The sequence below is a fragment of the Tateyamaria sp. Alg231-49 genome (genome assembly GCF_900143535.1).
GTDB lineage: Bacteria > Pseudomonadota > Alphaproteobacteria > Rhodobacterales > Rhodobacteraceae > Tateyamaria.
Genome location: NZ_FRFA01000001.1, coordinates 100,757 through 114,480, shown reverse-complemented (window position 1 = coordinate 114,480; position 13,724 = coordinate 100,757). Strand labels below are relative to the sequence as shown.

The window sequence follows — 13,724 nt, the reverse complement described above, 5'->3', positions numbered from 1 at the left end:
GCCCCGGTTCTTACCCCGCGGCCCGTTCCAGCGCTGGATAGCGTGCACCCAGCGTCACCCCGCGTGCGACAAATGAAATCAGCAAAGCCGCCCACAAGCCATGATTGCCCATCACCGGCAACAACAGGAAAATCGCACCCCAATAGATGACAAATGACAGCGCCATCATGTTGCGCATGTCCCGCCCTCGCGCGGCCCCGATGAAAATACCGTCCAGCATCCACGCCGCACAGCCCAGCAAGGGTGCTGCCACCATCCACCACAAATAGGCCCGCGCCTCCTGTTGCACGTCTGCGTCCTTTGCCATCACGTCAATCAGCCAAGGACCGGCCAGCAGGAATGCAGCCGCAGTGACCACACAAATCATCAATCCCCACATCCCCGTTATCAGTGCAGCACGGCGGACACGGCGCCCGTCTCCACGACCATAGGCCCGCGCGATCAGCGTCTCGGCGGCAAATGCAAACCCGTCCATCGCGTGTGCGGTGATATACATGAACTGGATCAGCACTTCGTTGGCCGCGAGCGTCACATCCCCAAAACGTGCGCCGATGAAAACAAAGCTGGAAAAGATGACCATCAACATGGCTGAACGCAGTAAGATGTCTGTGTTCAGCAACGCCATACGCACCAGTTTGGCCCGCTCAAGTACCCGTGCGCGGTCCCGCCATGCGGGGCGCACAAAGGCCGCGCGGCAAAACCAAAGGCCCAAGGCCGCGCCCAGTACTTCGGCGATAACCGTGGCGATGGCCACGCCCTCAACCCCCCAGCCAAAGCCGAGAACAAAGACAAAGTTCAGCGCAATATTGACCCCATTCATGCCCAGCTGAATCCAGAACACAGCGCCTGTGCGCTCCATCGCGATCAGCCAACCTGTAAGGGCGTAAACCGCGATCGCCGCAGGAGCCGTCCAGATGCGAATGGTCAGGTATCCACGCGCAAGGTTTTCAACCTCGGGACTGGCCGGTGACAGTTGGAACGCTGCCCAGAACAGCGGGGCTTGCAACACGATCAGACTCAGACCACCAAGCCCCGCAACCAACAGCGCGCGTGTCAGCCATGCCGACACTTCATCCTCATCGCCCGCCCCGGCCGCCTGCCCGACGAGACCAACGGTACCCATGCGCAAAAAGCCGAAGATCCAATAGACTGTGGTCAGGATGATTGCGCCCATGGCGACGGCCCCAATGGGCGCGGCCTCTCCCATTTGTCCAACCACCCCAACATCCACCGCCCCAAGGATCGGAACCGTGGCATTGGACAAGACGATGGGCAGCGCGATTTTCAGCACCCTGCGATGCGTGAGCGGGGCGGCAGGCGCAGTTGGGTTTGCCTTTGTACTCACCGCCGCTGGGGCATGACAAAGTGACCTGTGCCTTGCGCAAAAAGCCGATCGCGATTGTCTTGCCACGCCTCGACATGGACGCTGGCATAGCGCCGCCCAGACCTGTTGATCCGTGCCCGCGCATATGCGTCTCGTGGCAAGCCGGAGCGGAGGTAATCTACCGAAAAATCGACGGTTTTCGGCAGACGTGGCAAGGGCGGCGAACCCGCGACTTCAAAATCCAGCGCACCGCTTTCGATATCGTCCCAAATGTAGGACCAACTGAGCGTGATCACTGCCGTCACCTCAAGAAAGGCGGCCGTCACTCCTCCGTGGAGGGCCGGCAGCATGGGATTTCCGATAAGTTTGTCGGCGAAAGGCAGGATAGCCGTCAATTCGTCCCCACGACGATCAATCTTAACACCGAGGTACTGGATGTATGGCACGCCATCCACCAGCGCACGCAGGGCGGCATCGCGCCGCTGTTTGACGGCCTGAACGGGTTCGGGTCGTTTCATCGCGCACCCTCCACAGTGAATGCCCCGGTCGCGGTGGCCACCGGATTGTCGGCATCTTCATCCACGGCCGTGGCACGAACAAAGGCGACGGAGCGGGTCACATGGTAACAGGTCGCATGGGTCGTGATCGCCTGTCCAGGAGTGGCCGCGCGCATGTAATCGATGCGCAGATCCAGCGTTGCGGTGCCGCCGGTGTTTGCAGGATGCGCCATAACGGCCGCTCCGCAACAAGTGTCCATCAGTGCCGAAACGGCCCCACCGCTGATCACGCCGGTTTCGGGATCACCGATCAGACGGGTGTCATAGGGCACCGAAATCACTGCCTCCCCGCCCGTCACTTTAACAAGTTCCATGCCCAGATCGCGAGAATGCGGGAGGGCTTCGATGAACTGGCGTATATTCTTCAGTCGGTCAGGCATATCGCTCTTTTCTTTCTGGACTGTCATCACGTTATGGGCGCGCCCCTCGATCAGAGCAAGGCACCTGTTGCCCTCAGAGAAATCCCGCCTTAGGATTCGCTGCAGGGGAGAGGCAAGCCATGTCAGATGAGCGCTTGAGCTTTAAAGAAATGTGCGCGCAGTTCGATGTAACGCCGCGCACGTTGCGCTATTACGAATACATTGAGCTGCTCAAGCCTGACCGCGAAGGGCGTTCACGCTTTTACGGCGCCCGCGATAATGCGCGGATGAAACTTATCCTGAGGGGCCGAAAGTTCGGGTTTCAGCTGGAAGACATCCGCCAGTGGCTGCTGATCTACGAAAACGAAGGCAACGAAGCCCAAATGCGGGCTTGGGTCGAATTGGCTGACGGTCAACTGGCCGAACTGGAAGAACAGCGCAAACAACTCGCCGAAGCCACAGCCGAGTTGAAGGACTTGCGCGACAGCGTTGCAAACGAATTGGCCGGCAAATAGGCCCCTCCCACTTTTTGGACTTGGGTCCTTTTTTAGATGTACTTCGTTTGACCTCCGCCTCACGCGTCCTAAACCTTTGGAAGCACAGGCCAAGGTAAACGCTGCAATGACAAAATCGACGAAACCGGTACTCATCCTCGGCAGCGCTCCGGGTGTACTGGCGGCACGGGACCTGCCCAAGACGCTGTTTTCCTCGATCGTGGCCATTAACAATGCGTGGAGCGTACGGAACGATTGGGACTATCACATCTCGCCGGAAGATTTTCCGACGGACCGCGCCCCAACTGATCTGACACCTGGGCAAACGCGCATCGGTGCGGCCGAATACGTACCCGCCAACAACACGTACGGCGGGATTGTTTATGCGGGGGCGACCATGGCCTTTACGGCCGGGTATTGGGTTCTTGCCGCGTTGCGCCCTTCGGCTATGATTTTTGTCGGCTGTGACATGGTTTATCCCACCACCGGCAATCCCCATTTTTATGGCACAGGATCGGCGGACCCTCTGCGCGAGGACATCACATTGCGAAATCTTGAAGCCAAGTCGGCACGCCTGATGCTGCATGCTTCGGGACAGGGTTGTGCCTGCGTTCGTGCCCCGGGCGGAGAAAGCCGCCTCATATTCCCGCCAATGGAACTGAACGACATCGGCCAAAGCGCTATGCCGAAGATACGCGCCAACCCTTTGGCGTTTGACCGGGCGCAAGGCTACGAAGACACCCTCGGCTATTTCGTCGAGTCAGGTCGGTATTGGGATTCGGCTCCGAGTTATTCCACAGAACGCCTTGATGAGCTGGATCAGCTGTGGATCAGCGCGGGTAACAGCGCACAGGCGTCAGATCAGCCCGCCACCTGAGGCCCCAATGTCGCCGAAAATGCGGCTGTTTGTCTCAAATTCCACTTGCTTTCGCACTTGACGTGGACAACAGGCACGTCAACTTTGAAAGTGACGTAACGTATGATTTACGTAAACGTCACTGTGCTGTTGCATCGCATCACCGGCTCTCCCATGTACTTGGCGTGACAAGACACGCGAGTGATCCAAAGATGATTGATAAAACCATGACCATCCGTGAAATGTGCGACGCATTTAACGTCACACCGCGGACATTGCGCTTCTACGAAGCCAAGGAACTGCTGTTCCCAGTGCGCGAAGGGCAAAAGCGCCTGTTCACGAAACGCGACCGGGCCCGGCTCAAACTGATTCTTCGTGGGAAGCGTTTTGGCTTCAGCCTCGAAGAGATCAGACAACTGCTCGACCTGTATGACATGGGCGACCAGCAACAGACCCAACTGGCACGCACCTACGAAATTGCCAGCGATCGCCTTGCAGACATGGTCGCCCAGCGCGACGAGTTGAACGAAGCCATCGGCGATCTGCAAGACCAACTGAAATGGGGTGAGAAAATGCTCGCCTCTATGAACACCGCCAAAAACGCCGCTGAATAAGCGGCGCGCTACGACCGGGAGAAAACCATGCCAAGCTACACACCACCCACCAAAGACATGCAATTCATCCTGCACGATGTGCTGAACATCACAGGCAGCACGATCCCCGGCTATGAGGAGTTGGAGGCAGACTTTACCTCTGCCATCCTCGAAGAAGCGGGCAAGCTGACTTCCGAAGTGCTCGCCCCCCTGAACGTGGTCGGCGATACAGAAGGGTGCCGCCTTGAAAACGGCATCGTCTACACGCCAACCGGTTTCAAGGACGCATTCGAGCAGGTCAAAGAAGGTGGATGGCCCGGCCTCGATATGCCCGAAGAGTTCGGGGGGCAGAATATGCCCGTCGTCATCGGCTCGGCTGTTGGGGAAATGTTCAGCTCAGCCAATATGGCATTCACGATGTATCAAGGCCTGACGCACGGCGCGGCCTCGGCAATCCTGGCGCATGGCACGCAAGAGCAGAAAGATACCTATCTACCCAAGATGGTGTCCTGCGAATGGACCGGCACCATGAACCTGACCGAACCACATTGCGGCACCGATCTGGGATTGATGCGCACCAAGGCCGAGCCACAAGACGATGGCAGCTTCAAGATTACAGGTCAGAAGATTTTCATCTCTGCCGGTGAGCACGACATGGCCGACAACATCATCCACCTTGTGCTGGGCAAGATCGTCGGCGGTCCTGAAGGCATCAAGGGCGTGTCCCTGTTCATCGTGCCCAAGTTCCTTGTGAACGAAGACGGATCACTTGGTGCCCGCAACGGCGTGGCCGTCGGCAACATCGAAGAAAAAATGGGCATTCACGGCAACTCAACCTGCGTGATGAACTATGATGGGGCCATCGGTTACCTGATCGGGGAAGAGCACAAAGGCATGCGCGCCATGTTCACCATGATGAACGAGGCACGTCTGGGTGTGGGTATGCAAGGGCTGTCACAGGCCGAAGTCGCATACCAGAACGCGCTGGACTACGCCAAAGACCGCTTGCAAGGTCGTGACGTCACGGGCGTGAAAAACCCCGAGGGCCCGGCCGATCCACTGATCGTGCACCCCGATATCCGTCGCTCGCTAATGGACCAGAAGTCATTTGCCGAAGGCGCTCGCGCTTTCATCCTTTGGGGTGCGACAATGATCGACGCGGCCCACCGGTCTGACGACAAGGATGCGGACGGCATTGTGTCGCTGCTAACCCCGGTCATCAAAGGCTTCCTGACGGATGTTGGCTATGACAACACTATCAAAGCCCAGCAGGTCTATGGCGGACACGGCTACATCGAAGAATGGGGCATGTCGCAATACACCCGCGATGCCCGGATCGCGATGATCTACGAAGGGGCCAACGGCGTTCAGGCGCTGGACCTTGTGGGCCGTAAGCTGGCGCAGGATGGCGGGAAACACGTGATGGCGTTCTTTGACCTCGTGAAATCCTTTATCAAAGACAACGCAGGCCAAGACGAGGCCTTTGACAAGGAGTTCCTTGACCCGTTGAAGGCAGCATCAAAAGATCTCCAAGCTGCGGGCATGTACTTCATGCAGCAAGGGATGAAGAACCCCAACAACGCGCTGTCAGGGTCTTATGACTTCATGCACATGTTCGGTCACGTTTGCCTTGGCCTTATGTGGGCACGGATGGGCAAAGCAGCACGCGCCGCACTGGCTGACGGGACATCTGATCCTGAGTTCTATGAGACGAAGCTGGCCACCGGGCGTTACTACATGGCGCGCCAGTTGCCTGCCACGGCGCTGCACCTGACGCGTATTCAGTCAGGCGGCGATACAGTTATGGCGCTTGAGGCTGCAAACTTCTAAGGTTGGGGCGGGGGACATCCCCGCCCTACCCTTTTCAGAGTTGTCCTCATGCCCAAACGCTTTCGCCTCACCCGCCGTTTTCCTGTTGCCATGACCGAAGACGGGTATCGTCGGCTCAAGCGGTTCGCGGCCGAGGCAGGATTAGATGAGGGCGAGGCGCTGTCTTTTCTTTTCGAAAACTTCGACAGTGTGATTAATGAAGAAAACCTGACGGCGCGGCTACGCTTGTTCAACGCAGAACTTGAGGCCCGCAAACGCTGAGCTTTTTCTTTTGGGGAGGAGAAAATGAAGGATCTGGAACAAAGTCCCGCAGGCTGGATGACCGACGAGCATCAGATGATCGCGGATATGACCGCGCAGTTCATCACCAATGAGTGGGCATCCGAATTCGAACGCTGGCGCAAACAGGGCGAGATGGATCGCAGCACCTGGGGCCAAGCGGGCGAATTGGGCCTCCTTTGCCCTTCCATCCCCGAAGAATTCGGCGGCGCTGGCGGCGACTTTGGTCACGAAGCGGCCATTCTGATCGAAGCAGCCCGCTGCAATCTGGCGGCCTGGGGTCACGGCATACATTCCGGCATCGTTGCCCATTACATCCTCGCCTATGGCACCGAAGATCAGAAGTCGCGCTGGCTGCCCAAGATGGTGACGGGCGAGATGGTTGGCGCGCTTGCTATGACCGAACCCTCGACCGGATCAGACGTGCAGGCGATCAAGACCCGCGCCATCCGCGAGGGCAACGCCTACAAGCTGACAGGGTCCAAGACGTTTATCACCAACGGTCAACATGCCAACCTGATCGTGGTGGCGGCCAAGACCGATCCTGCATTGGGATCAAAGGGCGTATCGCTTGTCGCCGTGGAAACTGACGGCGCAGCCGGATTTGAACGGGGACGCAACCTAGACAAAATCGGCATGCATGCTTCTGACACGTCCGAACTGTTCTTCGACAACGTCGAAATCCCACCAGAAAACATCCTTGGCGGGACTGAGGGTCAGGGATTCTATCAGATGATGCAGCAATTGCCCCAGGAGCGGCTGATCATCGCCTGCTCCGCAGTCGGTGCGATGGAGGGCGCGGTTGAGCGTACGATAGCGTATTGTAAAGAACGCGAAGCCTTTGGCGGGCCGATCATGCAGTTTCAGAACACTCGCTTCAAACTGGCCGAGGCAAAGACCAAAACAATGGTCAGCCGGGCGTTTTTTGATGAATGCATGGCCGAGCACCTGCGCGGAGAGCTGAGCGTCGACAAGGCCGCGATGTGCAAATACTGGACGACTGACACGCAAGCTTGGGTTTTGGACGAGTGTCTACAACTGCACGGTGGCTATGGGTTCACCCAAGACTATGACATCGGCGGGATGTGGACAGACGCGCGGGTCCAACGCATTTACGGCGGCACCAACGAAATCATGAAAGAGCTTATCGCGAGGGCGTTTTGACGTCTTCCGCTACAGCAAGATCCCTGAGCAAGAGAGCTTCCGTCAGAAGCTTTTCCGGCGATACGACAGGACCGGCACCCCAAGATTCTAACTCGTCTCACATCTCTGCGAAGAGATCTGAGGCGATGCTTAAACCCGCGCAACAAACTCCATGGAGGTTTCGGGGTGTGAACCCCCCGTTCCCGCCACTTCAATCACACCGACAAAAAGGGTCTACAACATGACGCTCCAACTGCACTGCTTCGGCGAAAGTGGAAATTCCTATAAGGCTGCTCTTGCCTTGGAACTGTCCGGTCTTGAGTGGGAACCGGTATACGTCGACTTTTTCAGCGGCGCCGCGCGCAGCGATGCTTACCGCGCGCTGAACCCAATGGGCGAAGCCCCTCTGTTGATTGATGGCGACAAAAAGATCAGCCAGTCCGGCGTGATCCAGCAATACATCACAGACAAAACTGGCAAGTTCGGAGGAGAGGGCGAAGACAAATACGAAGTCTTGCGCTGGGTTTTGTGGGACAATCACAAGCTGTCGTCCATGTGCGGCCTCACTCGGTTCCTGATGAATTTCCTGCCCGAAGACAAACGGCCTCAAGAGGTCATCGCCTTCAATCAGGGGCGGTTAAAAGGGGCCTACACCGTACTTGATACACATCTTGCGAACCGTGACTGGATTGTGGGTGATGGCGTCACAAACGCGGATCTGAGCTGCTGTGGTTATCTGTTTTACCCAGAACCGTTCGGGTTTTCGCGTGCCGATTGGCCCAATATTGATCGTTGGTTGACCAACCTGCAGGGGCTTGAAGGCTGGAAAGCACCTTACGACCTCATGCCCGGGTCCCCTGCGGACCGCGCCTGACTTAACGTTTACGTAAATCGCCGTAACGTCACTCTTGATTAGACCAACCGGTCTACTCCACCTATGACATGAACACGACGCCCATTCCGAAAGGACGAACATCATGACCGAAGCCTATATCTACGACGCGATCCGCACCCCGCGCGGGAAGGGGCGCAAAGATGGCAGCCTGCACGAAGTGACCTCGCTGCGCTTGTCCGCACAGACACTGAACGCGATCAAAGAGCGCAACGGATTTGACGGGCACGCGGTCGAAGACGTGATCTGGGGCAACGTCACCCAAGTCATGGAACAGGGCGGATGCCTTGCGCGTTCTGCCGTGCTTGCATCGGACCTCGACGAAAAGATTCCGGGCCTTGCGATCAACCGCTTTTGTGCCAGCGGAATGGAAGCCGTCAATCTGGCCGCCAACCAAGTGCGCGGCGGGGCGGGTGATGCATATATCGCTGGCGGCGTCGAGATGATGGGCCGTGTTGCTATGGGCTCGGACGGGGCGGCGATTGCGGCAGATCCCAGCATTGCTATGGACACGTATTTTGTCCCTCAGGGCATCAGCGCGGACATCATTGCCACCGAATACGGCTTTACCCGCGACGACGCCGACCAATTGGCGGTCGCCAGCCAGCAGCGCGCCAAGGCCGCATGGGATGACAACCGCTTTGCCAAGTCGGTGATCGAGATCAAAGACATAAACGGTCTGACCATCTTGGATCACGACGAATACATGCGTCCCCAAACCGACATGCAGTCGCTGGGCAGCTTGAACCCTGCATTTCAAGCGATGGGCGAAGTCATGCCCGGCTTTGATAAAGTCGCGTTGATGAAGTACCCGCACCTTGAGCGGATCAATCACATCCACCATGCGGGCAACTCGTCTGGCATCGTTGATGGTGCGGCGGCCATACTGATCGGCAACAAGGAATTTGGTGAAAAATGGGGCCTCAAACCCCGCGCCCGTATTCGGGCCACTGCCAAAATCGGGACCGACCCAACCATCATGCTAACTGGCCCTGTGCCCGTGACCGAAAAGATCCTGAAGGACAACGGCATGGACATCTCCGATATCGACCTGTTCGAGGTGAACGAGGCTTTTGCCAGTGTCGTGTTGCGCTTTATGCAGGCCTTTGATGTGGACCACGACAAGGTCAACGTAAACGGCGGCTCTATTGCGATGGGTCACCCGTTGGGTGCCACAGGCGCGATGATCATCGGCACTCTTCTGGACGAACTTGAGCGTGCAGACAAAGAGGTGGGCCTTGCGACGTTGTGCATCGCTTCCGGCATGGGAGCTGCTACGATAATCGAGCGCGTCTGATGGTCGAAGGATCAGGAAACCATATCCAACGCGCCGATGCGATGTCGTTGATGCAGGACGTGTTGGACACCCAGTCCCGCGCTTTGCTTGACGGCGACGTCGCTACGATGCGGACGACACTAAACACGCCCTATCGCCGTATCACAATGGATGTGGACCTGATTGTCGAAAACGAGGCGGATTTGCATGCGGGCGTCAGCGCTTTCTCCAACTCGTTGCGCAGTCTTGGCGTGAACCAACTGATCCGACTTGCCACAGATGCCGAGTTTATCAATGACCAAATGATCGAAGGTCACTATGTAACGCACGCTTTGCGAAATGCGACAAAGATGGTGCCGAGTTACCTCAACAGGATCGTGCTGCAACACGTCGATGGCGTTTGGCGTACAATTGAAGTGGCAAGCGAATTTGAATCGCGCGGCTGGCCAATAAACCTCATGCATTTCGCGTCGCAAGGAACTGTCCGCAACCCAAAGGACATGCACGATCAAAGACGCAACGTGAACAACCCGCTGCGCGTCTATCAACAGTTTCTGGATCGTTTGACAGATGCCACCCGCGAACGGGATTTTGACGCCTACATCGCGCTGTGTGATCTACCCTACACGTATCATGGCAACGCGCTGGACACTCTGATGTCCACGCCCGAGGACGTCCGCCCATTATTCGACATGACGGTGGACATGATAAGCGGCGGCAAGGCCGACACGTTTGAGCGCAAGGCTGAAACAGCTCAGTTCATGGGTCCCAACATCATGTGCGGCTACCACAACAGCGTGTTTTCCAAGGACGGCCAAGCGGCCATCCCCGCAATTAAAACACGCATGATCCTCAAACATATCGGCATGGGCTGGAAGCTGAAACACGTCACCGACTCCATCGCCAACGACACATACCCGTATAGCGCGCCAGAGCCGACAGATGCTCTGTTGACGCACCGTGATATTCAGGAAAGGACCAAATCATGGCCGACTTCACTCTAGTCAAGGACGCAGAAGGCATCGCCACAATCTCGTGGGATGTGCCCGAAAAATCCATGAACGTCATGTCGTTCGAAGGGCTCGAATTGCTCAACGACATGATCGACGACGTGCTGGCCGATGATGCGGTCAAGGGTGTCGTTATCACGTCTGGCAAGGACACATTTGCCGGCGGAATGGATTTGAACCTGTTGGCCAAGATGAAGGAAGACGCGGGCGACGATCCCGCAAAGGGCCTCTTTGATGGCACAATGAAAATGCACGGACTGCTGCGCAAGATCGAGCGGGCGGGCATGGACCCCAAAACCAACAAGGGCGGCAAACCGATCGCCGCAGCCCTGCCCGGCACAGCCGCCGGCATTGGGCTGGAACTGCCACTGGCCACGCACCGCATTTTCCTGGCGAACAACCCCAAGGCCAAGGTGGGCCTGCCAGAGATCATGGTCGGCATCTTCCCCGGCGCTGGTGGCACAACCCGACTGGTACGCAAACTGGGCGCAATGGGCGCTTCTCCTTTCCTGTTGGAAGGCAAGATGCTGTCCCCGGACAAGGCCAAGGGGACACTGGTCGACGAAGTGGTTGATGATCCGGTCGCCGCCGCCCGCGCATGGGTGCTAAGTGCAACGGACGCCGATCTGCTCAAGCCATGGGACGCTAAGGGTTACAAAATGCCCGGCGGCGCGCCCTACCATCCGGCAGGCTTCATGACTTTTGTTGGTGCAGCGGCCATGGTCAACGGCAAGACCCAAGGCGTTTACCCGGCGGCCAAGGCGCTTCTTTCGGCAGTATACGAAGGCGCGCTTGTGCCCTTTGATACAGCCCTCAAGGTTGAGGCGCGCTGGTTTACGAACATCCTGCTCAACCCTTCTTCGGGTGCTATGATCCGCTCTCTTTTCCTGAACAAAGAAGCACTGGAAAAAGGCGCTGTGCGCCCTGCGGGTGTGCCTGATCAGCGGGTGAAAAAACTGGGTGTTCTCGGCGCGGGGCTGATGGGTGCCGGTATTGCGCTGGTATCCGCACAGGCGGGGATCGAGGTTGTCTTGATCGACCGCGATCAGGAGGCCGCGGACAAAGGCAAGGCCTACGCACAGAAATACACCGAGGGTGGATTGAAGCGGGGCAAGACCACGCAAGACAAGGCCGACGCTTTGCTTGCGCGCATCACCCCGACGCCAGATCTGGAGGCGCTCAAGGGCTGCGATCTGATCATCGAAGCGGTATTTGAAGATCCAAAGATCAAAGCGGAAATCACCCAAAAGGTAGAGGCGATCATTCCAGAAGACTGCATCTTTGCCTCAAACACCTCAACGTTGCCGATCTCTGAACTCGCCAAGGCGTCCAAAAATCAGGACCAGTTCATCGGCATTCACTTCTTTTCTCCTGTTGAAAAGATGCTGCTGGTCGAGATCATCAAAGGCAACGAAACAGGCGATCGGGCCGTCGCAAAGGCGCTCGATTACGTCCGTCAGATCCGCAAGACACCAATCGTTGTAAATGACGCGCGGTTCTTCTACGCCAACCGTTGCATCATTCCGTACGTCAACGAAGGCGCGCGGATGGTCACCGAGGGGATCGAACCTGCGCTGATCGAAAACGCAGCAAAGCTCGTGGGCATGCCACTTGGGCCACTGCAACTGACCGATGAGACGGCCATCGACCTCGGGGCCAAGATCGCGCGTGCCACCATGGCGGCGATGGGCGATGCATACCCAAATTCGGGTGCTGACGACCTGATCTTCTGGTTGGAAGGCGAAGGACGTCTGGGGCGCAAAGCCAATGCAGGCTTTTACGCCTATGACGACAAGGGCAAGCGCACCGGACTGTGGAGCGGTCTGAATAAAAAATACCCGCTGGCCGACGATCAACCGGAACTGCTCGAAGTACAGCACCGCCTGCTTTTCTCCCAGGTGCTTGAGGCTGTACGCGCACTGGAAGAGGGCGTGCTGATGGATATCCGCGAAGGTGACGTCGGTGCGATCCTGGGCTGGGGCTTTGCGCCTTGGTCCGGTGGGCCGCTGTCGTGGCTAGACATCATCGGTGCACCTTACGCAGCCGAGCGGTGTGATCAGCTTGAGGCGCAATATGGCGAGCGGTTCAAATGCCCTGCCCTGCTGCGCGAGATGGCCGAGAAAGGCCAGAGCTTTTATGGTAGGTTTGGTCCGAAAGACGCCCAAGCCGCTTGAATAACTCAAGAACACTGAAAAGAAAGGCCACGCATATGCGTGGCCTTTCTCATTTGTGGATGGCTTTTCTCCGACTCGCGAACGGGTCAAACCATCACCGCCGGATGCCTGGAACAACCCGAGGGCACGAGCAATTACTCCAAAGGCACAAGGCATTCTTGCTTGGAGGGCATCAGCGCGCTGGTTTCAGCGCGTTGACATATTCAACTGAGGTCAGGCGGCTGCTCGAGCGCGATCTTCGACCATCATGCACTCGACCAGAAACTCTGCCTCTTCCACCGGAATGACGTCGTAGGCATCGCGCTGTTTGCCGAAATCTGACAGACAGATTTCAGCTGGCGGGCAGTATATCAGAGCGCCGCCATTGCCATAAATGACCTGAGCCTTGTCAAAGACCAGCGTGATCACTTCGATCTGTCTGCGGGCCGGGGTACGGCTGATGCCGCGATACCCAACCAGAGACCGTGCAAGCACAACGGCAAACGGGTCGCCATGCGCATCACAAGCCGCGTCACTTTCAATCAGAACACCCTGATCCGGCAACAATTCGACATCCTTGGAATTTCCAAGTGCACCCGCAGGCACAAAGACCGAGTCGTAAACCGAGGGCGTTATCATGCCTGCGACGCAAAACGTCTCTCGACGCACTTCGCGGACCGGGCACAACCCGCAGTCGAATGTCATTATCATGTCGCCAACCGCAATGGCTTCGACTGGTCGCCACCCAGTGGCAGTCGCCACATAGCATCCACTCAGCAATCCGGCCGTGTTCAAGGCAACACCATCGCTCGCCCCAGACGTTTCTGGCATGTAGCGCGGCGCAGTTTTCTTCGTCCATCCAAACATCTCATCCATCCCCATGGTGACGGCGCCTTTTGGTGCGCCGGTTGCGTTTGATGGAACCAGTTGGGATGATTCTCGGGGCAAAGACTTGCCA

At 57.4% G+C, this 13,724-nt stretch carries 14 protein-coding genes; 10 read left to right on the top strand and 4 right to left on the bottom strand.

Going from position 1 to position 13,724, the window contains the following annotated elements:
* Positions 1-10: 10 nt before the first annotated feature.
* Genes DHN60_RS00495 through DHN60_RS00485 form a run of 3 tightly spaced genes read right to left on the bottom strand, consistent with a single transcriptional unit; the run spans position 11 to position 2,261 of the window.
* Positions 11-1,345, bottom strand: a complete 1,335-nt coding sequence (locus DHN60_RS00495; protein WP_108835320.1) for an MATE family efflux transporter — start codon at positions 1,343-1,345, stop codon at positions 11-13.
* Positions 1,342-1,842: a PaaI family thioesterase gene (locus DHN60_RS00490; RefSeq protein ID WP_108835319.1), complete on the bottom strand. Its 501-nt coding sequence runs from the start codon at positions 1,840-1,842 to the stop codon at positions 1,342-1,344. Before DHN60_RS00490 ends, DHN60_RS00495 begins: the two co-directional genes overlap by 4 nt.
* Positions 1,839-2,261 carry a PaaI family thioesterase gene (locus DHN60_RS00485; protein WP_108835861.1) on the bottom strand — a complete coding sequence of 141 codons (423 nt, stop codon included), beginning with the start codon at positions 2,259-2,261 and terminating at the stop codon, positions 1,839-1,841. The genes DHN60_RS00490 and DHN60_RS00485 overlap by 4 nt, the downstream gene beginning before the upstream one ends.
* Before the next feature lie 119 nt (positions 2,262-2,380).
* Between DHN60_RS00485 and DHN60_RS00480 the strand changes: the two genes are divergently transcribed.
* The 10 genes from DHN60_RS00480 to DHN60_RS00435 all read left to right on the top strand — a co-directional run bounded on the left by DHN60_RS00480 (position 2,381) and on the right by DHN60_RS00435 (position 12,787).
* Positions 2,381-2,755, top strand: a complete 375-nt coding sequence (locus DHN60_RS00480; RefSeq protein ID WP_108835318.1) for a MerR family DNA-binding transcriptional regulator — start codon at positions 2,381-2,383, stop codon at positions 2,753-2,755.
* 106 nt (positions 2,756-2,861) lie between these two features.
* Positions 2,862-3,611, top strand: a complete 750-nt coding sequence (locus tag DHN60_RS00475; RefSeq protein WP_108835317.1) for a hypothetical protein — start codon at positions 2,862-2,864, stop codon at positions 3,609-3,611.
* 191 nt (positions 3,612-3,802) lie between these two features.
* Positions 3,803-4,204 (top strand): MerR family DNA-binding transcriptional regulator, encoded by a 402-nt coding sequence (locus tag DHN60_RS00470; protein ID WP_199913622.1) that lies wholly within the window; start codon positions 3,803-3,805, stop codon positions 4,202-4,204.
* 27 nt (positions 4,205-4,231) lie between these two features.
* Positions 4,232-6,013 carry an acyl-CoA dehydrogenase C-terminal domain-containing protein gene (locus tag DHN60_RS00465; protein ID WP_108835316.1) on the top strand — a complete coding sequence of 594 codons (1,782 nt, stop codon included), beginning with the start codon at positions 4,232-4,234 and terminating at the stop codon, positions 6,011-6,013.
* A 48-nt stretch (positions 6,014-6,061) separates the two neighbouring features.
* A complete protein-coding gene (locus tag DHN60_RS00460) occupies positions 6,062-6,274 on the top strand; it encodes a hypothetical protein (protein ID WP_108835315.1) in 213 nt (70 codons plus the stop codon).
* 24 nt (positions 6,275-6,298) lie between these two features.
* Complete coding sequence (locus tag DHN60_RS00455) at positions 6,299-7,456, top strand: acyl-CoA dehydrogenase family protein (RefSeq protein ID WP_108835314.1); 1,158 nt, start codon at positions 6,299-6,301, stop codon at positions 7,454-7,456.
* 220 nt (positions 7,457-7,676) lie between these two features.
* Positions 7,677-8,309 (top strand): glutathione S-transferase family protein, encoded by a 633-nt coding sequence (locus DHN60_RS00450; protein WP_108835313.1) that lies wholly within the window; start codon positions 7,677-7,679, stop codon positions 8,307-8,309.
* Between the two features lie 103 nt (positions 8,310-8,412).
* The gene (locus DHN60_RS00445; protein ID WP_108835312.1) at positions 8,413-9,624 is read left to right on the top strand and encodes an acetyl-CoA C-acetyltransferase; all 1,212 of its coding nucleotides are present in this window, start codon (positions 8,413-8,415) and stop codon (positions 9,622-9,624) included.
* Positions 9,624-10,607, top strand: coding sequence for a hypothetical protein (locus DHN60_RS00440; RefSeq protein WP_108835311.1), 984 nt, complete (start codon positions 9,624-9,626; stop codon positions 10,605-10,607). Before DHN60_RS00445 ends, DHN60_RS00440 begins: the two co-directional genes overlap by 1 nt.
* Positions 10,589-12,787 carry a 3-hydroxyacyl-CoA dehydrogenase NAD-binding domain-containing protein gene (locus tag DHN60_RS00435; RefSeq protein WP_108835310.1) on the top strand — a complete coding sequence of 733 codons (2,199 nt, stop codon included), beginning with the start codon at positions 10,589-10,591 and terminating at the stop codon, positions 12,785-12,787. Before DHN60_RS00440 ends, DHN60_RS00435 begins: the two co-directional genes overlap by 19 nt.
* A 213-nt stretch (positions 12,788-13,000) precedes the next feature.
* On the opposite strand, the gene DHN60_RS00430 is transcribed toward DHN60_RS00435, so the two are convergent.
* On the bottom strand, positions 13,001-13,633 hold the full coding sequence (locus DHN60_RS00430) for a Hint domain-containing protein (protein ID WP_234423466.1): 633 nt from the start codon (positions 13,631-13,633) through the stop codon (positions 13,001-13,003).
* Positions 13,634-13,724: the final 91 nt, after the last annotated feature.

Coding starts and splice junctions, on each gene's coding strand:
- DHN60_RS00450 (WP_108835313.1), top strand. CDS start 7,677: ATGACGCTCCAACTGCACTGCTTCGGCGAAAGTGGAAATTCCTATAAG.
- DHN60_RS00485 (WP_108835861.1), bottom strand. CDS start 2,261: ATGCCTGACCGACTGAAGAATATACGCCAGTTCATCGAAGCCCTCCCG.
- DHN60_RS00490 (WP_108835319.1), bottom strand. CDS start 1,842: ATGAAACGACCCGAACCCGTTCAGGCCGTCAAACAGCGGCGCGATGCC.
- DHN60_RS00460 (WP_108835315.1), top strand. CDS start 6,062: ATGCCCAAACGCTTTCGCCTCACCCGCCGTTTTCCTGTTGCCATGACC.
- DHN60_RS00480 (WP_108835318.1), top strand. CDS start 2,381: ATGTCAGATGAGCGCTTGAGCTTTAAAGAAATGTGCGCGCAGTTCGAT.
- DHN60_RS00470 (WP_199913622.1), top strand. CDS start 3,803: ATGATTGATAAAACCATGACCATCCGTGAAATGTGCGACGCATTTAAC.
- DHN60_RS00430 (WP_234423466.1), bottom strand. CDS start 13,633: ATGTTTGGATGGACGAAGAAAACTGCGCCGCGCTACATGCCAGAAACG.
- DHN60_RS00440 (WP_108835311.1), top strand. CDS start 9,624: ATGGTCGAAGGATCAGGAAACCATATCCAACGCGCCGATGCGATGTCG.
- DHN60_RS00445 (WP_108835312.1), top strand. CDS start 8,413: ATGACCGAAGCCTATATCTACGACGCGATCCGCACCCCGCGCGGGAAG.
- DHN60_RS00455 (WP_108835314.1), top strand. CDS start 6,299: ATGAAGGATCTGGAACAAAGTCCCGCAGGCTGGATGACCGACGAGCAT.
- DHN60_RS00465 (WP_108835316.1), top strand. CDS start 4,232: ATGCCAAGCTACACACCACCCACCAAAGACATGCAATTCATCCTGCAC.
- DHN60_RS00435 (WP_108835310.1), top strand. CDS start 10,589: ATGGCCGACTTCACTCTAGTCAAGGACGCAGAAGGCATCGCCACAATC.
- DHN60_RS00475 (WP_108835317.1), top strand. CDS start 2,862: ATGACAAAATCGACGAAACCGGTACTCATCCTCGGCAGCGCTCCGGGT.